Source organism: Shimazuella soli (genome assembly GCF_022511585.1).
Taxonomy (GTDB): Bacteria; Bacillota; Bacilli; order Thermoactinomycetales; family Thermoactinomycetaceae; genus Shimazuella; species Shimazuella soli.
In genome coordinates this window covers 418,081-439,572 of record NZ_JAKWBN010000001.1, presented here as the reverse complement: position 1 = coordinate 439,572, position 21,492 = coordinate 418,081, and the positions used below count along the sequence as shown (strand labels likewise).

Genomic DNA, 21,492 nt, shown 5'->3' with positions numbered 1-21,492 from the left:
TAAAACACCTTCAGGGATCAGAAGGTGTTTTTTACATAAGAAAGAAAAATTTATTTATCAGGATCTTTTTCAAAATTAATCCCTTTTTCATTGAAAGGATGGTAGTCATTCCATGAAATTACATAATATTCGTTTATGTGTAACCAAATTCCATGAATGTTTTTTCTTTTATCGAGACACGTTAGGATTTAAAGTATTGTGGGGAGATGAAAAGGATGCTTATGCTGAATTTGACACTGGTGTTTCAAAAGTGGCCTTATTCAAACGTGAACTTATGGCGGAAACGGTAGGTGCTGATGATTTTCCTCTTGATAATCGAAGCCCGGATGCATTTGCTCTTATTTTCGAAGTAGAGAAGGTAGAGAAAACCTACCGAGATTTACAAGCAAAAGGAGTCGTATTTGTTACAGAACCTACGATTAGAGAAAATTGGGGGTTAAAAACTGCCCATTTTAGAGATCCACAAGGAAACTTGATAGAAATTTATGAAGAATTAAGAAACTAAACACTCCTAAAAATAAAAAAGGGAGTTTCCCGACTCCCCAACTTCTGTTTAGCTTACAAATATTTTTTCCTTGATTCGTTCCAGTGTTCGTTCTCCGATTCCAGATACTTGCAGCAACTCATCAACTGATCGAAATCCCCCATGTTCTCCTCGATATTGAATAATTGCCTCTGCTTTTGTCGGTCCTAAACCTTCCAATTCCTCTAATTCTGCTAGTGTAGCTGTATTCAAGTTAATTTTATTCTCTTCTTTGTTCTGAATGGGAGAAGCCTCTGTCGGAATTTGTTCCCCTTTCTTTGGGATGTAAATCATAGATCCATCTGCAATAATTTTCGCCAAGTTAATGCGATTTACATCAGCAACATCCGATGTACCACCCGCCGCATCTATAACTTGATAAAGCCTCACTGGCATATTCAGTTTATAAATACCTGGCTTTTTCACAGCACCTTTCACATCAATGGTAGCTATTGGCGTTTGTTTCTTCGGTTCAACCATTTTATTTTTAGGCTGCTGTTGTTGGTACATAGGCAATGATGTTTCTTGCAACGAAATATCATCTTGCTTCCAAAGTAGAGCACCAATCGCAAATACTAAGATAGCAACAAGCGCTATTGCTAATTTCTTTTCCCTCGGGGACCAAGTAAAAGGACTCATACCACAAACCTCCATACATGACTCCTTAATCAATTCGCATTAAGCCCTTCAACTTCCTACCAAAAAGGGATTTTATCCCAAAAAATATTTGAAGCGATAGAAGAAGATCTTCTATCGCCGGTGACTCACTGCTAAAAATTCAACTACTATGTAGCTGGAAAGTTCTTTCCTTGTATCTTTTTCTCTTTATTTGCCTCTACTGCTTCACCTAAAGGCACACCCTTCTTTGCTAATTGCTCATCCCGTTCTTTACTAGCACCTTCTGCATACAGTGATGAGTCCGGTTTTTGTTGTTCCACTATATTCCCTCCTACTTGTTTGGCGTCAGTATTTCCGCTTTTCCGTAAAAAATACCCATCTTTAATCATAGATGGGTATTTTATTCCACGATTGACATTCTAGAATGATCGCCCAAAACTAAACGAACTGCTTGCTCTTGTTCGGGGTGATCTCCCAATAATCTGGTATGCTGTCCAATTACACTGTCCATAACAGGTCTCGCTAAATCTTGAATAACTGCATGATCAAGACAGATACTTTGAGAAATACTACAGTTTTCTATTGTTGCATTATCTCCAATTGTTACATATGGCCCGATTGTCGCATTGGATAATATACAGTTATCTCCTATCACAATAGGACCTTTAAGAATACAGTTTTCTAGCTTTGTATTTTTGCCTATACGTATATTTTTAGACATCGTATCGAACAACATCCATTTATTAGCTGCCAACCAGCGATCAATCGTTCCAACATCTGTATAGTTTTCTTTTGTAATAGAGTATGAAATGGCATAACCTTGATGAATTAGCCATTGAATCGCATCAGTAATCTCATATTCACCACGAGGAGATGGATCAATCGAGCGAATCGCTTTAAAAATAACCGAAGAAAAATGATACATCCCAATTACTGCAAGATTACTTTTCGGATCAACCGGCTTTTCTACTATATTGACAGCTCGATCAGCTACAATCTCAGCAACTCCATAATCGCTAGGATTTTCCACTTCAGATAGAAGAATCGAACCATGATTTCCTTCAAAGGCATGGATTAATGTCTCTATGGGTTCTTTTATCAAGTTATCTCCCAATAAAAGGATAAAAGAATCAGTTCCAACAAATGACTCCACCAACTTAAGAGCATGTGCAATTCCAAGTTGTTCTTTCTGATAACAAATAACCGGTTTTTTAGGTAAATTATTCAAATATCCAATAAGCATATGTTGTTCTGGATGTACAACCACAGCAATCTCTTCAATGCCTGCTTGATAAAATTTTTCTAAGCAATATGCTACTAGCGGACGGTTCACTACAGGTAACATCGTTTTAGGAGTAGTCAACGAAAAGGGCTGCATTCGAGTTCCTTTGCCAGCACATAAGATTACACCTTTCATGATAAAGAAACTCCGACACCATAATACTCCCAATGAATCATATCCTTTGGTGATAAGGCATTCCTGCCATCGAACAGGAGCGGTTTCGTTACTATATGTGCGGCCTTTTCCCAGTCTAACTTCACAATTTCAGGCCACTCTGTCGCCACGATTACTGCATCAGTTTGTGCAATTGCTTCAAACGGATCCTTGCAATAGGATACTTGTGGAAATATTCTTTGCATAGCTCTCATTCCTTTGGGATCAAAGGCTGATAATTCTGCATTATTTTGCAACAAATACTGTAGTATTCGGATCGATGGTGCTTCACGAATATCATCTGTATTTGGTTTAAAGGTAAGGCCTAATACAGCGATTTTTTTCCCTTCTAATTTTCCCAACACCGTTTCCACTTTATTTAAAAACCACATAACTTGACTGTTATTAATATCTTTTACAGCTTGTAACAAAGTAAGGTTAACTCCTGTTTCTCGACTCATGGCCAATAGTGCTTCTGTATCCTTTGGGAAACAAGAACCCCCGTACCCGATACCAGCGTGCAAAAACTGCGCCCCTATTCGACTATCCATTCCCATTCCTTTTGTTACTTCTTTTATATCTGCTCCTAATTTTTCTGTTAAACGGGCTAACTCATTGACGAAGGAAATTTTAGTTGCTAGAAAAGCATTTGATGCGTATTTAATCATTTCACTATTTTTAACAGATGTAAAATAAAGTTTATCTTGGGCAGACTGATAAAGCTCTGTCATCACTTTCATTGCTGCTGTTGTTTCACATCCTATTATGACCCTTTCTGGGTTTAGAGCATCTTGAAGAGCTCTCCCCTCACGTAAAAATTCAGGGTTGGAAATAACTTCAAACGGAATCACTACTCCCCTTTTATGTTGATTTTCCTCAATAATTAGTCGGACCATTTCCCCTGTGCCGACAGGCACTGTACTCTTGATGACAATCATCTGGGGTTTTTTCATCTGTTCTCCGATTTGACTGGCCACTGTTTTTACATAGGTTAAATCAGCCTTACCATCGTCTGCTGAAGGAGTACCAACTGCGACCATCACCACATCACATTGATCAATATCTGATATTTGATTGGAAAATATAATTTGTTTCCTTTCTAGTAAAATACGTAAGTTTTCTTCCATGCCTTCTTCATAGATAGGAAGATTTCCTGATTGGAAAGACCTGATCTTTTTTGCATCTATTTCTATCCCTAAAACATGATGTCCTTCTAGACCTAAAGCAACGCTCATGGTAGCACCAACATAGCCCATGCCAATCACTGCAACGTTCATGACATCGCCTCTCCATCTTGCTATTTTCTTTAGTGATTCCTAATATATGTTTGGTGTCTATCGAATGATCCATTATTTTATTTTATTCTTAATCGAAATACCTATTTTTCATAGAAACAGATAGGTGCCCTTCCCATTAGAATCTGTAAACATATTTTGTGAGAAATGAAGATTTAAGTGGGAGGGCTATGAATGAGCGAGTATATCATTCAGCCTTGGGGCACTGCGGAACAAGATTTAGAGGATGTACCAGCTGAACTTACCGAACTAGCAAAAAAAGTAACCAAATACTACGATATGAAAGTCAAAAATATGCTGATGATTACCTCCAAACCAGATAAAGGCGGTGCCATTTGGCGAATCGATACCGATAAAGGCGCACGAAGTTTAAAAGTTCTACATCGCACTCCAGAAAGAAGTCTATTTAGTGTTGGAGCACAAGAATACGTCGTAAACCAAGGAGCACGGGTTCCCAAACTAATTCGAAGCAAATCCGGAGACAACTGCGTTGAAGCTGGTGGAAAACTATGGATCGTTACCGATTGGATCGACCTCACACCAGCAGATCAAACATCAATCGAGGGCTTTGCGAAGCTATGTTACGGACTAGGAGAATTTCACCACCATTCCAAAGGATACTACCCTCCATTTGGCGCAAAATTTTCAAGCAGATTGCATAACTACCCAAAGCAATATGAAAAAGTAATCACCAAAATTGGTTGGTTTCGTGAATTAGCTCGGGCTTATCCGGAGACACTTGCAAGTAAAACCTTACTTAAAATGGTGGATAAATATCAGCAACAAGCCATTAAAGCCTTGGAAAAATTAAATAATACTTCTTATTACGATCTTATCGCGAAAGGGGAGCAATATTGGGGACTCGCCCATCAAGATTATGGTTTCTCCAACGGCCAAATTGGACCAAAAGGTGTATGGATTATCGATTTGGATGGTGTTTCTTTTGATTTGCCTATTCGAGATTTACGAAAGTTAGTCACCAGTTCCATGGAGGATAAAGGTGCATGGGATGTCAATTGGATGAATGGCATGATTCAAGCCTATAATCAAGCAAATCCTATCAGTCCCCAGTTATTTGAAGTTTTTCACACTGACATGATGCTGCCAAATGAGTTTTATAAACATGTGAAAGAAATTATTTTTAACCCTGATACTGCAATGAATGAAGAATTATTGACTCTATTGAGCAATATCGAGAGCCAAGATGCCACAAAGTGGACTGCTTTACAGCAACTTAGCAAGGATTGGAAAGTAGGCGGGAAGTTCATTCCAAAAAACTGGGAGGAAGCATTCAAGAAAAAGTACCCAGAAAAATATGCGAGGAAAAACTATGGCATGTCAGATAAGCTATGGGAAAAACTCAAACAACAACCATTTAGAGAAGAAAATTGGAAAGAAAATATCGAGAAAGATTTAGAAAAATCGAAGCAAACTATACCGGAAAAAGTCAAAGATGTGAAAAAGCAGCCTCAAAGGAAATGGAAGAAATACAGAAAATCGATACCAAAAAGACCCAAAAAGACACTCCCAAAAAGGCCCAAGAAAACGCTTCCACAAAAGTACAAGAAAAGAAAACTTACAAAAAACCCAAGAAAATTACCACTTAGAAAAGGCAAAAGAAAATATACTCCAATTCGTTCTCCTAAAAAACCGGTTTATGGTACTCCCTTGAGAAAAAAATATTTAGCTGAAAAAAAATTAAAAAAACGAAGAAGAAGCACTCCTAAAAACTTCGCTGGAAGAAGGAAGAAATTTGTTAATTCCTTATCTAGGAAAAGGAGTGTGTAATAAATGAATATCCTAATGATCTGTACAGAAAAATTACCAGTTCCCCCTGTTCGAGGAGGAGCGATTCAGACCTATATCGATGGTGTATCTCCATTGCTGAGCAAGCGACATAAACTAACGATTTTAAGTGTAGATGACCCTATCCTGCCAAATAAACAAACATTGGCTGGAGTTGATTATGTCAGAGTTCCAGGAAAACTTCCTGATATCTATATCCAACATATTGTAGCCTATCTAAAAAATAACGCGAGCAAATATGATTTAATTCACGTATTCAATCGACCAAAGTTTATCCCACCCATTCGTTCCGTAGCGCCTAACGCTAGACTTATCTTGAGTATGCACAATGATATGTTCTTATTAGAAAAAATTGATCCTCCAACCGCTGTAGCAGCAATTGATTCACTGGAGAAGATTGTGACCGTCAGTAACTACGTAGGTCAAACAATAGCAAAACTATACCCTCAAGCACAACCAAAATTGAAAACGATATATTCGGGAGTAGATATCAAACGCTATATCCCTAGCTCTGAAGCCGAACGAAAAAAAGAACGTGACGCACTTCGTCGTCAGCATAAACTGCAAGGCAAAAAAGTAATTTTGTTTGTAGGTAGATTGACTGCTAAAAAAGGAGTAGATAGACTAGTACTCGCCATGAAATCCTTGAAGAAAAAACACTCTGACATTGCACTTGTATTAGTCGGAAGCAAATGGTATAGCGATGAAGGTGTAAGTGATTACGTTGCTTATGTTCACGCACTGGCAAAACGTTGTCCAGTTCCTGTTATTACAACAGGATTTGTCGATCCTAAACAAGTCCACAAATGGTTTTGGGCTGGAGACGTTTTTGTTTGTACTTCCCTCTGGCAAGAACCTTTAGCAAGGGTGCACTATGAAGCAATGGCTGCTGGATTGCCCATTGTCACAACTGCCCGAGGTGGAAATCCAGAAGTGATTCAGAGCAGAGAAAATGGATTAATTGTACAAAACCCAGAAAATCCTGAGGAATTTACGCGTGCCATCTCCACCATTTTATCGAGCGATACAATGAGGAGACACATGGGCGTCACAGGAAAAAAATTAGCTATCCGAAATTATGGATTTGAACGGGTCGCAAATGATATTTTATCTGTTTGGGAAAAGAAAAATTAAGAAAAGTAGAGGAGCCCCATGTCAAAAATACTAGTTACCGGATGTGCTGGTTTTATTGGATCTACTTTAACCGAACGACTTTTGCAAGACGGCCTGCAAGTAATAGGAATAGACTGCTTTACCACTAATTACGATCGAGAAGTAAAAAAACGAAATCTTCGTTGGCTCATACAGCAACCTAGATTTCATTTTCTCGAACAAGATCTTCTTACTACTGATTTTAATCTTATTTTAGATGGTGTAGACACCATCTTTCATCTTGCTGCTTTGCCAGGGGTTCGAACCAGTTGGGGAGCTGATTTTCGAGCATATGTCGATAATAATATCCTAACCACCCAACGCCTCTTGGAATCGGTAAAGGAACGAACATCTATAAAAAAATTGGTATTTTCCTCTTCTTCTTCTGTGTATGGTGGAATGAATGGACCAACTGCCGAAGATCAAATTCCTCGTCCCATTTCACCATATGGGGTAACAAAACTTTCAGCTGAACAGCTTTGCGGCCTCTATCACAAAAACTTTGGCGTTCCAGTTAATTCATTGCGATACTTTACTGTATTTGGTCCAAGACAAAGACCTGATATGGCTTTTCATCGGATGATCCATCGTATTTTACGCGAAGAACCCATCCCTATTTACGGTGATGGTCAGCAATCTCGAGACTTTACCTTTGTGGAAGATGCGGTTACGGCAAATCTTTTAGCTGCCCACTCTTCTGTTACCGGAGAGGTGTTTAATATTGGAGGTATCTCTCATCTCACTATAAATGAAGCAGTCCAACTGATGGAAAAACAAACCCAAAAAAAAGCTATAAGAAACTTTCTTCCAGCCCAAGCAGGCGATCCAAAACATACTTGGGCAGATATCTCCAAAGCGAGGAACATCCTTGGTTATAAGCCGACATTTGATGTAGAAAAAGGAATCTTTTTGCAGATTGAAGAAATAAAGCAACTGATCAAGCAGTAATATCGTTCTCTCCTTTGTACCGTTTCTCACTAATACCAATATGCTGGTACAATCTCTCGTAAAACAGATTCTTTTGCCCTCTCTTGCTCCTGGTCTTCTAGTATAGGTTTCCCATCTAGATAAGCATAGATCATACGCTCAGATACTAAATTGCGAGCACAAAAATGAATCAAATCGGATTGACTAAGTACAGATACGGATTGATACCCTGCTAGAAGTTGATCCACATCTTCTCGATTCCATGGATGAAATCGGAAATGATACATCAAAATTTGAGCCAAATCTTTTCCGATCGAATCATAAGTAAGTCTCTCAAAATCGATGAACCATATCTCTGAATTAGCATCCATCATTATGTTTTCTTGGTGTAAACTCCCATGGCATAAACTCGAAGTAATATTGGGATATTTGAGGTGGTTATCTTTTACTTGTTTCATCCTTGCCAAAAGCCAACTGTCAGTATGAGAGTTTCTCCATCGGCTCCATTCTTTTACTTTTTCGTACTTCCGAAAAAACCATTCCCCCCACGCTTTACGAATGCGTTTTTTCGGAATTTGATAAACGGGATAAGTGGCAGCAGCTTCATGAAATTGAGCTAGCTTCTTCCCAGCTGCATGAAGCCAATCTCGTTTATATGGACTTACCTCTCTCACATCTGAAGGAAGCCACTGTTCTACAACATAATCACCATGTTGATGATGTAGAAGCAAGTTATTATTTTTTGTTTTTCTTAAAGTCGGCACATAGGAAAATTCGTGAAGATGAAGATGTTGGATAACGGAATCAATGAAATCGATATCCTTCATTTTTTTTGCATTCTTAAAAGCAACGATCCCCTGATCAGTTTTCAATTTATAAACGGCTCTCACTTTGCGAATTTCATAAACATGATACCCATAATGGTATTCCACTAACTGTTTTACTTGATATGGTTCAAGGTCTGTTTTAGCCTGTATCTGCACGACTATCACCTTCTATTACTCCTGTTTCTCCATCATATGAATTTCAGCCTAAATCGTGATACAATCTCATTTAAATGCTTGACTTATCAAATGAGAAAGCCTGAGGAGATACGATGACACATTTTGCAAATCAAAAAATATTACCTGCAGCAAAAAGCATCAAGCAATTTGAAAAAATGTTGCGTTCCCACTACAAATATATCGTGCTTCTGGATACTCATATCGGTCAATTAGAAAGTCTGATTTCCCTTGCTAATCGACATCAGAAAAAAGTACTCTTACACGCAGATTTGATCCAAGGCTTACGCAGCGATGAGTATGCAGCGCAATTTTTATGCCAAACCATCAAACCGGCAGGTCTGATTTCAACACGAACTCCTGTTGTAAAAGAAGCGAAGAAAAAATCACTTATTGCCATTCAGCGATTATTTTTATTAGATTCCCATGCTTTAGAAACAAGCTATCGTCTCCTAGATAGCTTTCAACCTGATTACATTGAAGTATTGCCTGGAATCATGCCTCATGTCATTCAAGAAGTAGCATCAAGAACGAAAATCCCACTTTTGGCTGGTGGATTAATCCGAACTCATCAAGAAGTTCAATTGGCTTTAAACTCTGGCGCAGTCGCTGTTACTTCTTCTGATCGCGAAATTTGGGATACATAAAAAAAAGCTTGCCATATTTGTTTTGATAGGATATTATTCTAATTGTAAACGGTTACATCGGTTTTTAAAAAGTTAATCCATGTGATGAGATGAGGAGAATCACAAAAATACCCTTTTACTAGGAGGGAATTTTTGTGATTTTTTATTTGCCCTAACTCTGCATCTCTTCCTCAATTAATCAATTTAAAGGAGGTTTCATGTATGTCCACTTTTATGGCAGAACTTATTGGAACGATGATTTTAATTATTTTAGGTGATGGTGTTGTCGCCGGCGTACTCTTAAACAAATCAAAAGCAAAAGATGCTGGTTGGATTGTGATTACTTTTGGATGGGGTTTTGCCGTAATGATTGCTGCCTATGTCGTCGGACATATAAGTGGAGCTTATCTAAACCCCGCTCTGACCATTGGATTTGCCATTGCAGGTAAATTAGCATGGTCTCAAGTATTTCCTATGATACTGGCTCAAATGATTGGAGCTTTCCTTGGTGCAGTTGTTGTTTGGCTGCATTATCTACCTCATTGGAAGGAAACAGATGATGCTGAAGCAAAACTAGCTGTTTTTTCAACAGGACCAGCTATTCGCAGTTCATTTGCTAACTTATTAAGTGAAATCATTGGTACTGCACTTCTTGTATTTGTATTATTAGCATTTGGAGCAAAAGGACTAGTATTTGCTGATGGTGTACAAACCATCGCTGTTGCCTTCTTAATTGTTGCAATCGGGATGTCTCTTGGAGGAACAACAGGATATGCGATTAATCCAGCTAGGGATCTAGGTCCACGTATTGCTCATGCAATTTTGCCAATCGCAGGAAAAGGTTCTTCTGATTGGGGATATGCTTGGATACCTGTAATTGGGCCCGTAATTGGTGCAATCCTAGCAGCTGTGCTCTATATGGGATTGTTTTAACATAAAGGAATCACACAAAAATGGGGGAGTCATAACATGAGTAAAAAATATATTCTATCTATTGATCAAGGAACGACTAGCTCTAGAGCGATTCTCTTCAACAAACAAGGCCAAATCGTTGGTGTCGCACAAAAAGAATTCACCCAAATATTCCCAAAAGCTGGCTGGGTAGAACATGATGCCATGGAGATCTGGGGATCTGTACAAAGTGTCATCTCTGAAGTATTAGCAAAATATCCTGTATCTGCAAGTGAAGTTGCTGCAATCGGAATCACAAACCAGCGTGAAACAGCCGTTGTTTGGGATAAAAATACCGGAATCCCCATTTACAACGCAATTGTCTGGCAATCGAGACAAACGGCAGATATATGCGAAGAATTAAAAGCTAATGGTCATGAAGAAACCGTTCGAAATAAAACAGGACTTTTGATCGATGCCTATTTCTCTGGTACAAAGGTTAAATGGATTCTCGATCATGTAGATGGAGCTCGCCAAAAAGCGAAGAATGGGGACTTACTTTTCGGTACTATCGATTCCTGGCTTGTATGGAAATTATCAGGCGGCAAAACCCATGTAACCGATTACACCAATGCATCTCGTACCTTGATGTACAACATATACGATCTAAAATGGGATGACGAACTGCTGGAAATATTGACTGTACCAAAATCGATGCTTCCTGAAGTCCGTTCCTCTTCCGAAGTATACACGGTTACAGCACCAAGCCTATTCTTTGGCGAAGAGGTTCCAATCTCTGGAATGGCGGGTGATCAACAGGCTGCTCTCTTTGGTCAAGCTTGTTTTGAACCTGGGATGGCTAAAAACACTTATGGAACTGGATGCTTCCTGCTCATGAATACAGGAGAAGAAGCAGTACGTTCCCAAAATGGATTGCTTACCACCATAGCTTGGGGTGTCAATGGAAAAGTCGAATATGCTCTAGAAGGAAGTATTTTTGTAGCAGGTTCTGCTATCCAATGGCTTCGGGATGGTCTAGGTATTATTCAGACCGCAGCGGATTCCGAAGGCTTGGCTACAAGCGTTGATTCCACAGATGGTGTATATGTTGTTCCTGCATTTGTTGGCCTTGGTACACCATATTGGGATAGTGAAGCCAGAGGTTCTGTATTTGGTATCACACGAGGTACTACCAAAGCACATCTGACACGAGCAACGATTGAATCGCTGGCTTATCAAACAAAAGATGTCTTCTCTTCGATGGAATCCGATTCGGGTATTCAACTGAAAAAACTACGTGTAGATGGAGGGGCAACCTCCAATAACTTCCTCATGCAATTTCAGAGCGATATGTTAGATGTCCCAGTTGAAAAACCTGTTGTCTTAGAAACAACTGCACTAGGCGCTGCATACTTAGCAGGACTCGCAGTTGGCTTCTGGCAAGATAAACAAGAGATCGCGGATAATTGGGATATCGATCAAACCTTTAATCCTCGAATGGATGACAAAAATCGAAAAATGCACTATGATGGATGGATAAAAGCAGTAGAAGCAACACGTGTTTTCAAATGATAAAGAAAACTAGCTGATTGGCAAGCCTTTTAAGGCGTAGACAGAGGCTTAGTTGCACTTATGTAGATAAGATAAAATATACTATCTTATCTATCTACCAAGTTAATTTGACCGGAGATGAGGAGAAGGCCGCATATCCCAACTACTTATAAAGTGTTGGGATTGTGGTCTTTTCTTTTTTACTTCCCAAGGAGGAAATAGAAATGAACCGAACAACATCTCTCAAAAAGCTAACCGAAACAGAATTAGATGTGTTGGTCATTGGAGGAGGAATCACTGGCGCAGGTATCGCATTAGATGCTCAGAGCAGAGGACTTCAAACTGCGGTAATCGAGATGCAAGATTTTGCAGCAGGTACTTCCAGCCGATCCACAAAATTAGTCCATGGTGGACTTCGATATTTGAAACAACTCGAAATATCCATTGTTGCTGAAGTTGGGAAAGAAAGAGCCATCGTATATGAAAATGCTCCTCACGTTACGACTCCAGAATGGATGTTACTGCCGATTGTAAAAGGTGGTACATTTGGCAAGCTCGCTACTTCATTCGGTATTCGCCTTTACGATTATTTAGCAGGTGTAAAGAAAACAGAAAGACGAAAAATGCTTAATCGAGAGGAAACTTTAAATAAAGAACCTCTGCTTCGCAAAGATGGTTTAAAAGGCTCTGGATATTATGTAGAATACCGTACAGACGACGCCCGACTCACCATAGAAGTGTTAAAGAAAGCTGTTGAATATGGCGCACTCGCCTATAACTATCTGAAAGTAGTAGATTTCATTTATGAAAATAGAAAAATAAAAGGCGTACTAGCGGAAGACGTCTTGACTGGAGAACAAATCAAGGTTTTGGCTAAACAAATTGTAAATGCTACTGGCCCATGGGTAGATGACCTGCGGGAAAAAGATGGCTCAAAACAAGGAAAAACACTCCATTGGACAAAAGGAGTACATTTAGTAATGGATCAATCCAGATTTCCACTGCATCAATCCATTTATTTTGATACGCCAGACAAACGAATGGTATTCGCCATTCCACGTGATGGCAAGACGTATATCGGCACAACCGATACGGATTATCACGCTGATTTGGTTCATCCAAGAACTACCCATGAAGATCAGCAATACTTGATCGCAGCAGCAAATCATATGTTTCCATCCCTACAGTTGACAGAAGACGATATCGAATCCAGTTGGGCTGGAGTTCGTCCGCTTATTCACGAAGAAGGAAAAGCGCCATCGGAAATTTCCCGCCACGATGAAATTTTCCATTCCAAATCTGGACTCATTACCATTGCGGGTGGAAAATTAACAGGATATCGAAAAATGGCCGAACGTGTAGTAGATATGGTAGCCAAAAATCTGGGAGTAAATAAACCAAGTGAAACCAAACATATCATCTTATCCGGTGGAGATGTAGGAGGATCGAAAAACCTTTCTTCTTTCCTCAAAGAAAAGAAACAACAAGGTATCGCCATCGGGTTGGAAGCTGATGAAGCAGAACGATTGGCAAAACTTTATGGTAGCAATGTAGATGAAATTTATGCAATTATAACTGAGCAACATCAAGAAGCAGCAAAAAACAACTTGCCTCCTGCTGTTTATGCTTCTTTGGTATATGGATTGGAGAAAGAAATGGTCCTAAACCCTGTTGACTTCTTTGCCCGTCGAACCGGTGCGATGTTTTTCCATATTGATTGGGTAAAAAAATGGAAAGAACCTGTCTTGGAGTATATGAGAAACTACTTTGCATGGAATGAGGCACAAACTGCCCGTTTTAGAGAGCTGCTAGAGAAAGAAATAAAATATGCTACTTCGGCTGCATAAGTTAGAAACAACAAAATGCCACTTGCAACCTTACATTGCTGTGGCATTTTTCTTTATTTCTCCTTCATCGATCACCTATTACAACAAAGTACTAAATATTTAATAAAAAAATATGAACAACTTAGTTTTCCATATAATCTATTTAAAAAGGAGGCGATCTCATGATCATTTCTGTGACTGAGTTAGGAAAAATCTCGGGAAATACCTAGAACTTGCAAACATTGAAGATATTATCATCATCAAGAACGGAAAAAACATCGCAAAACTCACAAATGTAAATGAAAATAAAGTTGCTATTGCTAAATCATTGTTTGGAAATTTACCTCAAAATATTTCATTGAAAAATGCAAGGAAAGAAAGATTACGAAATCGATACGAAACAAGTTTTTCAAAAAAATGAAAAGGCCTCTCCCTAATGGAGAAGCCCTTTTTCTAACCTACCACTACATTGACCAATTTTTTGGGAACTACAATCACTTTTCGTACAGTTTTCTCAGCAATTAAACTTTTGATCTTTTCATTTGCTAGAGCAGTCGCTTCAATCTCTTCTCTGCTAGCAGTACTTGCCACCACTAGCTTTTCTCTGTTTTTCCCATTGATTTGCACCATAATCTCCACTTCATCTTGAACCAGAGCCGCAGGGTCAAAAGTTGGCCAAGAAGCGAGCGTGATACTCTCCGTATGTCCCATCACTTGCCACAATTCTTCTGCTAGGTGTGGTACAAATGGAGAGAGCAATAGTACTGCATTTTCTAATGCGTCCCGCAATACTCCACGATCCTCACTAGCTGGATAACTCGAAATCCCATTGACGAGCTCCATTACCGCGCTCACTGCGGTATTAAAGTGGTTACGCTCTCCGATCTCCACTGTCACCTTTTGAATCGTCTGATGCGTAAGACGGCGCAATTCTTTCGCTTCCTGTGACAGATCAGAACTACTTGCTTTGTTTTCAAATAAAGCTTGGTTTTCATGGACCAAACGCCAGACACGTTTGATAAAACGGTAACTTCCCTCTACTCCCGCATCACTCCATTCCAGATCACGCTCTGGAGGAGCAGCAAAAAGGATAAAGAGACGAGCTGTATCCGCACCGTATTTTTCAATAATCTCTAAGGGACTGACCACATTTCCTTTTGATTTGGACATCTTAGCTCCATCTCGCAGTACCATCCCTTGGGCCAATAAACTTTCAAATGGCTCGTCCACAGATACCATACCTGCATCATGCAGTACTTTCGTAAAGAACCGGGAGTAGAGCAAATGCAGTACTGCGTGCTCAATCCCTCCAATATATTCTTTTACAGGTAACCATTCATCTGCTTTCTCTTTCGCAAAAGGAATTTCCTCATTTTTAGCATCTACGTAACGGAAGTAATACCAAGAAGAATCGATAAACGTATCCATCGTATCGGTTTCCCGGCGTGCTTTTCCCCCACATGTAGGACAAGTGGTATGAACAAAAGTTTCCGATGTGGCCAGTGGATTGCTCTTTCCATCAAAGACGACATCTTCTGGGAGAACAACAGGCAGTTGGTCTTTAGGTACCGGAACTATCCCACAATCATCACAATAAATAATCGGGATTGGTGTGCCCCAATAACGTTGTCGCGAAATGAGCCAATCACGAAGACGATAGTTGGTTACACTTCCACCTTTGTTCTGCTGCTCCAAATGATCGGCAATTGCCGTAATTGCTGCTCGATTATTTATTCCATCAAAAGAGCTGGAAGAAACGAGTTTTCCTTCTCCCGTAAATGCTTCCGTCAGCGGTTCTGCTAATTTCTCCCCATCTGGTTGAACAACCACTTTGATTGGCAGATTATATTTGCTCGCAAAGACAAAATCGCGTTCATCATGGGCTGGAACTCCCATCACTGCACCTGTTCCATAGTCGAATAAGACATAATTGGCAATCCAAATCGGAATTTCTTCCCCTGTTAATGGATGGATAGCTTTTGAACCCGTATCATAGCCAATTTTCTCTACATCAGTAGCAGTGCGCTCTAACTCCGTAGATTTGCGCATCGTTTGGATAAAGTCCAGAATTTCCTGCTCTTGTTCATTTCCTTTGATCAATTGTGGAACAAGCGGATGTTCAGGGGCTAAAACCATATATGTTACACCATATAACGTATCAGGCCGTGTTGTGAACACACTTACTTCTTTCCCAACTGATGGAAGGGAGAAAGTGACATTTGCACCTTTGCTTTTCCCAATCCAGTTTCGCTGCATCGTTTTAATTTTGTCAGGCCATTTTGGCAATGTATCCAATCCATCTAGCAAGCGTTCTGCATAGTCTGTAATCCGCAAAAACCATTGTTCCAACTCTTTTTTTATCACTTCAGAACCGCAACGCCAACATTTTCCGTCTTCTACTTGCTCGTTGGCAAGAACAGTTGCACAGCTCGGACACCAGTTGACCGAAGCCTTTTTACGATAAGCCAATCCCCGCTCATAAAAAAGCAAGAACAACCATTGAGTAAACTGGTAATAATCTGGCAAGCAGGTACCTACATAACGATCCCAATCATAGGAACCTCCTAACAATGCTTGCTCTTTGCGAATCCGCTCCATGTTATTTAATGTCCATTCACGAGGATTGACCCCGCGCTGAATCGCAGCATTTTCTGCTGGCAGACCAAATGCATCTGCACCCATTGGGTGCAGAACACGGTAACCGTTCATCTTCCGAAAACGGGCGATCACATCTCCTATCGAATAAACACGAACATGCCCCATATGAAGCCCGTCCCCTGACGGATAGGGAAACTGTTCCAATGCATAATAGGTTGGTTTTGTTTTGTCTTCATCTGTTTTATGTAACGCATTTTCTTCCCAGTATGCTTGCCACTTTGTTTCAATCTCCCGATGCGCATACTCTTTCATGCAAATCAACCTTTCTTCATCTAAAAAATAAAAACCTCAAGCCACTAGCTATTTTGCTAGGGACGAGAGGTTAGACCACCCCAAAAAGTAGTACTTTTTGGGGGACCCCGGCTTTCCCGCGGTACCACCCTAATTAGCGTCTTGATCGGACGCTCGGCTCGAACCTGTAACGTAGGTATACGCCAAAGGCTACTTGTTCTTCCCCTCTGGAGCGATGAAGCGAGTTCACATATCCCTCAGGTTGACTTGCACCAGTATGCCAACTCTCTATGCTGAGAGAAACAAGCTACTACTCTCCATCCTAGCTTCATTCATGATATTGCCATCATTATGCCCTGCTTTGCGGCTAATGTCAAGGATATGGAGAGAAGGATTGGCACTCCATACGGTCCCACCTTAACTTCTCTTCGTCGACAATGGTGTTAGAAGTGATGGCTTTAATCCTTTATCGATGATCTGTTTTTGATGTTCATCTGATAAAAAAGCCATAATCACTATATTAGAAGCACCTGCGCACAACTGTGTCCTACTCCCAATGGAGATGACATATTTAATGATCTGATCACTCTCTGCGATATCCATACATACTCCCTCTTGTCCATCTAAAACGATAAAGAAAACAGATTCTCCACCCTTTTTTGAGATACGCTCGAGAATAGGATGAAATCGTTAAGATGAATCTTTTCCTGCACCATCTGCCCATACTGCCAAAAGCCAATCCCAAGTTCATATTTTTGAGTCTGTGGGTCTTTCATCAAAACTTTTTTTCAAAAGTTGACAAAATTCGTTGAACAAAAGAATGACTCATCTCGCATTCTTTTGCTAACTCTCGGACTCCCCACGATGGAGTATCTCTTGTAAAAAATTATAATAACAAAAAATAATTTTCTAATGTTTTTATACTCATATCATCACCTGTACCTATATTAGAACTCTTGTTCCGTTTTGATTAAAATGATTATATTAAAAACTAAAAATAATCTCTATAAAATTTTCTAGAATAAATATCCAATTTATTTTTTAAAATGCACAAGAAGCCTTAGATAAATCCAAAAGCTTATAACTAACTTCATTTTTATGCAAATAAATATTCCTAAAATGCAGCACCCGTGAACATAAATCTAAATTATAACAATTTCCCGATAAAATTTAATCCTTAAAACAATACTTATTTACTTGATCCTCTATTTGTTTATATAATAAAATTCACAACTTCTGGGAAAACAGGAGGATTCCATGACATTCTTCGATCCCGACAACCAAATTTTTGAACCCTCTGCAATCGGTGGTAGGCTGATAATGGATCGTGAAAAAGGAAAATTATCTTACTTCCACTATGAAATCACGCTACCTACTGGAGTAAGAGTGAATGCTGCGATAGGTCGCACAATTTATTTAATTGGTGCAGGAATCACAGGCACCATAACATTTACTGTCCATGGAGGTGGAATCATAAAGTACTGGGGAAGCTACAATGGGGAAAAGGTGAACCATACCTTCACCTTCCAAAAAGGAAAAATACTCAAAGATGTATACATCGGATGGTTTATACGCTAGTATTTAGAACTTCTAACCTCTGCTGACCACACTACAGAAAAGGGGCGTTATTATGACTACTTATACGCAACAAATAAACGGCGATACTTGGCTCGTTGAAAACGATCGAGATAACTTAAAAATCAGTTATCGGCTAAAAGAGATCATCGCGGAAGAACAATCCGAATTTCAACATGTGATGATTGTCGATTCCTACGATTTTGGGCGTACATTGGTACTAGATGGTGTCGTCCAAACAACTTCTGCTGATGGACATATTTACAATGAAATGATCACACATGTGCCCCTGGCTATCCATCCAAATGCGAAAAAGGTATTAATCATTGGCGGAGGAGATTGTGGAGCTGCTCGTGAAGTTGCCAAATACGAACAGATTGAAACCATTGATCAAGTGGAAATTGATCAAACTGTCGTGAAGCTATGCCTTGAATATCTTCCAGAAGTATCTGGACGATTATCTGATCCAAGAGTCCATTTTCACTTTACAGATGGCATGAAATATGTAAAAGAACATCAAGATGAATATGATGTCATCATCGTAGACTCCTCCGATCCAGTCGGTCCAGGAGAAGCGCTTTTCGCCAAAACGTTTTACCAAGACGTCTATCAAGCATTAAAAGCAGATGGTTTGATGGTTTGCCAAAGCATGTCGCCGTTTTTGAATAATGAAATCACAGCTCAAACCTATGGACGAATCGGAGAAATCTTTGTTCATCGTAAATTATACATAGCCACTGTCCCTACATATCCTGGAGCATTATGGAGCTTTACCATTGGTTCGAAAAAATACCACGATGTCTCCATTCCTTCTTTTGAGAAACAAACCAAATATGTGAACTACAATATATTACATAATTGCTTTTATTTACCTGAACGCCTGCAAGATTTCGAATAAAATTAAATGAAAATATTCTCATTCGAAAGAATCTAAGGAGAATCTCCACTGGATTCTTTTGTTTTGTTGTTCTAACCACGTTTATCACTTTTCAGAATGTAGTCTGCAAATCTTTTGATCTCAGGGTTTTTATTTGTTGTTAAAATCTTTTTTATCTCCTTTCCCCAATTTTTTGTATGCTCCTTTGCATACCAATAAATATATTGTAGACTTATTAATTGATCGTGTTCTTCTTCACTCGTAATCAATTGGTGTAAGAGTGGCTTTGCTTTTTCATAGTTATGTTTCATCAAAAGGGACAAAGATGGATTTCGTATAACTTTTGAATTGTTTTGAGACTGCTGCTCGATAAAATGGATCGTCTCAGCCGAAAGGGAAGGGAATTTATGCATGCTCTGTAATACTTGTTCTTTCCTTTCCTCGTCTTTACTTAATTCAAATTGATGGATAAGCTCCTGCTCATCTCCATCCATATTCATCCCAAACCAAGAAATCTGATATCCTTTTATCACTTCATTTAACCAACGCTCATACCAATCAAGAAAATTGCTTTCATACGTAAAAAACGGAGGTTTGGTAAGATCAAGATCGATATAAACGATCCGGCCTCTATATGGACCATTAAGAACCAGCATCATTTCGTATGTACAGCCTTGGGTTCCGATATTTAACATGCCAGTAAAAATGGTTTCTTCTGAATCTCCATCCGCTTCTTTGTCCATTAGCTCTGTCCATTCTTGATCAGACATATTTCGCTTTACTTTACATGGTTGAGATAAATAAAACAGAGAACGATCTGGATTTATCTTGATAATGCCATAATAGGGACCAGCACCACCATTGCCTATTTCGGTCAAAAATAAACGAAATTCTTCAGGGAGTTTGATGTTATTTGATCTCTCAAATTTTTCGATTTCTTTTTTTGGTATTGGTTGATTTACTTGATATTGGTGGTCACTAGAACCAAAAACCTGAAAATTTAGGTCTGCATCTCTTGCTAATGTTAACTTCTGTTTCACTCTTTCTAGTTGCTGGTAGATAGACATAGTTGTAAATTTTACTCCTCATTTTATGACATTTCATTTCGCATATTATTCATTTTAGCAATAATCTCATCTGCTTTGTCCCTTACAGGGGCTTTTATAGCACAGCTGTTAGCTTTTGAATCAATAATGATGGTACTAACCTTTTTTTGCGTAAACCAATATAACGGAAGTGGTGCTGGATCTTCTCTTAATAATTCGTTGATATGCTTCACCTCTCCCTAATCTATTCCACTTTAAATTCTATAATTGACTACCCAATTTGAGTTAAATTACTGACTATTATCACTTTATTTGGTAGTCTAAATAATAAAGGAGGGAAGTTAAAGTAAGGGTTTATAAATGTATCATTCCCCTAATTATATACCTATTGATATATCATTATAAATGACCTAAAACAATTTATTTGCAATAATCAGATCCCATATTCAATAATATTGCTGAAGTATCCAAAAGACAAATCCCCCATATCCTCTACACCTGTTACCCTTACTGGAATTAAAATGGTAAACAAAAATTTGGTAGATTATTATATGTCTCTGCCTTACACGATTCATGTAGAACGCCTCGAAGCATGGGGCTATATTTCTTATAAGGCCTCAGTCTTGGAATTTAAAAATTGCGAAATTATAACGCTCACAGAAGAACAAGCTTACAGTTCCATTCGCGAAATCATGAGAATATGGATTAAAGCAAGACTGGAGCACCAAGATATGCCTATTCCTAAACCAAATGAATATTAAAGGCTTATATATGAAAACTCCCTTCAATCATCATAGGGAGTTTTTTCATTAGTTCCACCAACTATCTGAGATAAAATGCAGTATATTTTGTATAATAAGTATACATAAATATGTGGAGGGGTTGGATGACTTTAACAGGTGTATTTGAAAATGTAGTCGCAAATCTACTTGCTGCTGCCCTTGTCGGAGGGGTCGCTTATTTGCTTTTGTATTTGCGAATGTCCGGCGTATTCCAAAGAATCCGCCGTCTGATCCATCCAGATGAGCGTGTATTTTTTCTTGAGAGCCATTCCATTGAAACATTGAGAAAAACAGAGGTATCGCCTTTTCAGCCCCCTATTACAAGACAGGAACGAGATTATCTTGTTGAGTTTTATGCGAAAAGAAACGGGTCTAATCCACATAATGGATCATGTGTCCGGTTAGATAATGTTATAAAAACAGATAAAGGATTAGAAATGCAAATTTCCTTGGTTGATTTTTTTGATTTTATTGCTACCAACTTAACTGTCTACCCAGCGAATGCACCTATTCGTTCTTTCCGAAACCAACTTGCTACGGTAATTCGTTCTTTTCGTCTATTTACCGTCATGGATCAAGTAATTGGGGAAGTAAAAAAGTATACCCCCCCCCCCCCGCGAGGTTGGAGATATTTTACATAATAAAGCCTTAGCTAATATTGTTGCCGTAAGT

General features: G+C 39.0%; 21 protein-coding genes and 1 other annotated feature. Of the genes, 12 read left to right on the top strand and 9 right to left on the bottom strand.

The window, feature by feature from the left end:
* Positions 1 to 112 precede the first annotated feature (112 nt).
* Positions 113 to 505 carry a VOC family protein gene (locus tag MK805_RS02395; protein WP_240873599.1) on the top strand — a complete coding sequence of 131 codons (393 nt, stop codon included), beginning with the start codon at positions 113 to 115 and terminating at the stop codon, positions 503 to 505.
* Between the two features lie 48 nt (positions 506 to 553).
* On the opposite strand, the gene MK805_RS02390 is transcribed toward MK805_RS02395, so the two are convergent.
* From MK805_RS02390 to MK805_RS02375, 4 genes are all read right to left on the bottom strand, one after another.
* Positions 554 to 1,162 (bottom strand): ComEA family DNA-binding protein, encoded by a 609-nt coding sequence (locus tag MK805_RS02390; RefSeq protein WP_240873598.1) that lies wholly within the window; start codon positions 1,160 to 1,162, stop codon positions 554 to 556.
* 146 nt (positions 1,163 to 1,308) lie between these two features.
* Positions 1,309 to 1,461: a hypothetical protein gene (locus tag MK805_RS02385; RefSeq protein WP_240873597.1), complete on the bottom strand. Its 153-nt coding sequence runs from the start codon at positions 1,459 to 1,461 to the stop codon at positions 1,309 to 1,311.
* 80 nt (positions 1,462 to 1,541) lie between these two features.
* The gene (locus MK805_RS02380; RefSeq protein ID WP_240873596.1) at positions 1,542 to 2,558 is read right to left on the bottom strand and encodes a sugar phosphate nucleotidyltransferase; all 1,017 of its coding nucleotides are present in this window, start codon (positions 2,556 to 2,558) and stop codon (positions 1,542 to 1,544) included.
* Complete coding sequence (locus MK805_RS02375) at positions 2,555 to 3,853, bottom strand: UDP-glucose dehydrogenase family protein (protein WP_240873595.1); 1,299 nt, start codon at positions 3,851 to 3,853, stop codon at positions 2,555 to 2,557. Before MK805_RS02375 ends, MK805_RS02380 begins: the two co-directional genes overlap by 4 nt.
* 192 nt (positions 3,854 to 4,045) lie before the next feature.
* Between MK805_RS02375 and MK805_RS02370 the strand changes: the two genes are divergently transcribed.
* The 3 genes from MK805_RS02370 to MK805_RS02360 are packed head-to-tail and all read left to right on the top strand — an operon-like array spanning position 4,046 to position 7,777.
* Positions 4,046 to 5,659 carry a CotS family spore coat protein gene (locus MK805_RS02370; protein WP_240873594.1) on the top strand — a complete coding sequence of 538 codons (1,614 nt, stop codon included), beginning with the start codon at positions 4,046 to 4,048 and terminating at the stop codon, positions 5,657 to 5,659.
* Between the two features lie 3 nt (positions 5,660 to 5,662).
* On the top strand, positions 5,663 to 6,811 hold the full coding sequence (locus MK805_RS02365) for a glycosyltransferase family 4 protein (protein ID WP_240873593.1): 1,149 nt from the start codon (positions 5,663 to 5,665) through the stop codon (positions 6,809 to 6,811).
* Positions 6,812 to 6,829: 18 nt separating this feature from the next.
* A complete protein-coding gene (locus MK805_RS02360; protein WP_240873592.1) occupies positions 6,830 to 7,777 on the top strand; it encodes an NAD-dependent epimerase/dehydratase family protein in 948 nt (315 codons plus the stop codon).
* 29 nt (positions 7,778 to 7,806) lie between these two features.
* Here MK805_RS02360 and MK805_RS02355 read toward each other — a convergent pair whose 3' ends face one another.
* Positions 7,807 to 8,748, bottom strand: coding sequence for a phosphotransferase (locus MK805_RS02355; RefSeq protein ID WP_240873591.1), 942 nt, complete (start codon positions 8,746 to 8,748; stop codon positions 7,807 to 7,809).
* Positions 8,749 to 8,852: 104 nt separating this feature from the next.
* Here MK805_RS02355 and MK805_RS02350 point away from each other — a divergent pair, with 104 nt between their 5' ends.
* From MK805_RS02350 to MK805_RS02335, 4 genes are all read left to right on the top strand, one after another.
* Entirely contained in the window at positions 8,853 to 9,404 is a 552-nt protein-coding gene (locus MK805_RS02350) for a glycerol-3-phosphate responsive antiterminator (protein WP_240873590.1), read from the top strand.
* Positions 9,405 to 9,581: 177 nt separating this feature from the next.
* Positions 9,582 to 10,316, top strand: coding sequence for an MIP/aquaporin family protein (locus MK805_RS02345; RefSeq protein WP_338057478.1), 735 nt, complete (start codon positions 9,582 to 9,584; stop codon positions 10,314 to 10,316).
* 36 nt (positions 10,317 to 10,352) lie between these two features.
* Positions 10,353 to 11,846 carry a glycerol kinase GlpK gene (gene glpK, locus MK805_RS02340; protein WP_240873588.1) on the top strand — a complete coding sequence of 498 codons (1,494 nt, stop codon included), beginning with the start codon at positions 10,353 to 10,355 and terminating at the stop codon, positions 11,844 to 11,846.
* Positions 11,847 to 12,049: 203 nt separating this feature from the next.
* Positions 12,050 to 13,672, top strand: coding sequence for a glycerol-3-phosphate dehydrogenase/oxidase (locus MK805_RS02335; RefSeq protein WP_240873587.1), 1,623 nt, complete (start codon positions 12,050 to 12,052; stop codon positions 13,670 to 13,672).
* Positions 13,673 to 14,104: 432 nt separating this feature from the next.
* Here the strand turns inward: MK805_RS02335 and leuS are convergent, their stop codons facing one another.
* Together leuS and MK805_RS02325 are read right to left on the bottom strand one after the other, a co-directional pair.
* Positions 14,105 to 16,561, bottom strand: coding sequence for a leucine--tRNA ligase (gene leuS, locus MK805_RS02330; RefSeq protein WP_240873586.1), 2,457 nt, complete (start codon positions 16,559 to 16,561; stop codon positions 14,105 to 14,107).
* A gap of 97 nt (positions 16,562 to 16,658) precedes the next feature.
* Positions 16,659 to 16,873, bottom strand: a binding site (T-box leader).
* A gap of 84 nt (positions 16,874 to 16,957) precedes the next feature.
* Entirely contained in the window at positions 16,958 to 17,173 is a 216-nt protein-coding gene (locus tag MK805_RS02325; RefSeq protein ID WP_420833046.1) for an IclR family transcriptional regulator, read from the bottom strand.
* A gap of 624 nt (positions 17,174 to 17,797) precedes the next feature.
* Between MK805_RS02325 and MK805_RS02320 the strand changes: the two genes are divergently transcribed.
* Together MK805_RS02320 and speE are read left to right on the top strand one after the other, a co-directional pair.
* Entirely contained in the window at positions 17,798 to 18,118 is a 321-nt protein-coding gene (locus tag MK805_RS02320) for a hypothetical protein (RefSeq protein ID WP_240873584.1), read from the top strand.
* 52 nt (positions 18,119 to 18,170) lie between these two features.
* Positions 18,171 to 19,013 carry a polyamine aminopropyltransferase gene (gene speE, locus MK805_RS02315; RefSeq protein WP_240873583.1) on the top strand — a complete coding sequence of 281 codons (843 nt, stop codon included), beginning with the start codon at positions 18,171 to 18,173 and terminating at the stop codon, positions 19,011 to 19,013.
* A gap of 71 nt (positions 19,014 to 19,084) precedes the next feature.
* Here the strand turns inward: speE and MK805_RS02310 are convergent, their stop codons facing one another.
* Complete coding sequence (locus MK805_RS02310) at positions 19,085 to 20,059, bottom strand: SMI1/KNR4 family protein (RefSeq protein ID WP_240873582.1); 975 nt, start codon at positions 20,057 to 20,059, stop codon at positions 19,085 to 19,087.
* 23 nt (positions 20,060 to 20,082) lie between these two features.
* On the bottom strand, positions 20,083 to 20,271 hold the full coding sequence (locus MK805_RS02305; protein WP_240873581.1) for a hypothetical protein: 189 nt from the start codon (positions 20,269 to 20,271) through the stop codon (positions 20,083 to 20,085).
* 288 nt (positions 20,272 to 20,559) lie between these two features.
* Between MK805_RS02305 and MK805_RS02300 the strand changes: the two genes are divergently transcribed.
* Both MK805_RS02300 and MK805_RS02295 read left to right on the top strand, forming a co-directional pair.
* Complete coding sequence (locus MK805_RS02300) at positions 20,560 to 20,799, top strand: hypothetical protein (RefSeq protein WP_240873580.1); 240 nt, start codon at positions 20,560 to 20,562, stop codon at positions 20,797 to 20,799.
* Between the two features lie 125 nt (positions 20,800 to 20,924).
* Positions 20,925 to 21,461 carry a hypothetical protein gene (locus tag MK805_RS02295; RefSeq protein WP_240873579.1) on the top strand — a complete coding sequence of 179 codons (537 nt, stop codon included), beginning with the start codon at positions 20,925 to 20,927 and terminating at the stop codon, positions 21,459 to 21,461.
* Positions 21,462 to 21,492: the final 31 nt, after the last annotated feature.

Bases quoted from the DNA above. Each gene is read 5' to 3' on its own strand.
- MK805_RS02375 (WP_240873595.1), bottom strand. From the start codon at position 3,853: ATGAACGTTGCAGTGATTGGCATGGGCTATGTTGGTGCTACCATGAGC.
- glpK (WP_240873588.1), top strand. From the start codon at position 10,353: ATGAGTAAAAAATATATTCTATCTATTGATCAAGGAACGACTAGCTCT.
- MK805_RS02310 (WP_240873582.1), bottom strand. From the start codon at position 20,059: ATGTCTATCTACCAGCAACTAGAAAGAGTGAAACAGAAGTTAACATTA.
- MK805_RS02370 (WP_240873594.1), top strand. From the start codon at position 4,046: ATGAGCGAGTATATCATTCAGCCTTGGGGCACTGCGGAACAAGATTTA.
- MK805_RS02335 (WP_240873587.1), top strand. From the start codon at position 12,050: ATGAACCGAACAACATCTCTCAAAAAGCTAACCGAAACAGAATTAGAT.
- speE (WP_240873583.1), top strand. From the start codon at position 18,171: ATGACTACTTATACGCAACAAATAAACGGCGATACTTGGCTCGTTGAA.
- MK805_RS02390 (WP_240873598.1), bottom strand. From the start codon at position 1,162: ATGAGTCCTTTTACTTGGTCCCCGAGGGAAAAGAAATTAGCAATAGCG.
- leuS (WP_240873586.1), bottom strand. From the start codon at position 16,561: ATGAAAGAGTATGCGCATCGGGAGATTGAAACAAAGTGGCAAGCATAC.
- MK805_RS02295 (WP_240873579.1), top strand. From the start codon at position 20,925: ATGACTTTAACAGGTGTATTTGAAAATGTAGTCGCAAATCTACTTGCT.
- MK805_RS02360 (WP_240873592.1), top strand. From the start codon at position 6,830: ATGTCAAAAATACTAGTTACCGGATGTGCTGGTTTTATTGGATCTACT.
- MK805_RS02350 (WP_240873590.1), top strand. From the start codon at position 8,853: ATGACACATTTTGCAAATCAAAAAATATTACCTGCAGCAAAAAGCATC.
- MK805_RS02365 (WP_240873593.1), top strand. From the start codon at position 5,663: ATGAATATCCTAATGATCTGTACAGAAAAATTACCAGTTCCCCCTGTT.
- MK805_RS02395 (WP_240873599.1), top strand. From the start codon at position 113: ATGAAATTACATAATATTCGTTTATGTGTAACCAAATTCCATGAATGT.
- MK805_RS02380 (WP_240873596.1), bottom strand. From the start codon at position 2,558: ATGAAAGGTGTAATCTTATGTGCTGGCAAAGGAACTCGAATGCAGCCC.
- MK805_RS02300 (WP_240873580.1), top strand. From the start codon at position 20,560: ATGGTAAACAAAAATTTGGTAGATTATTATATGTCTCTGCCTTACACG.
- MK805_RS02320 (WP_240873584.1), top strand. From the start codon at position 17,798: ATGACATTCTTCGATCCCGACAACCAAATTTTTGAACCCTCTGCAATC.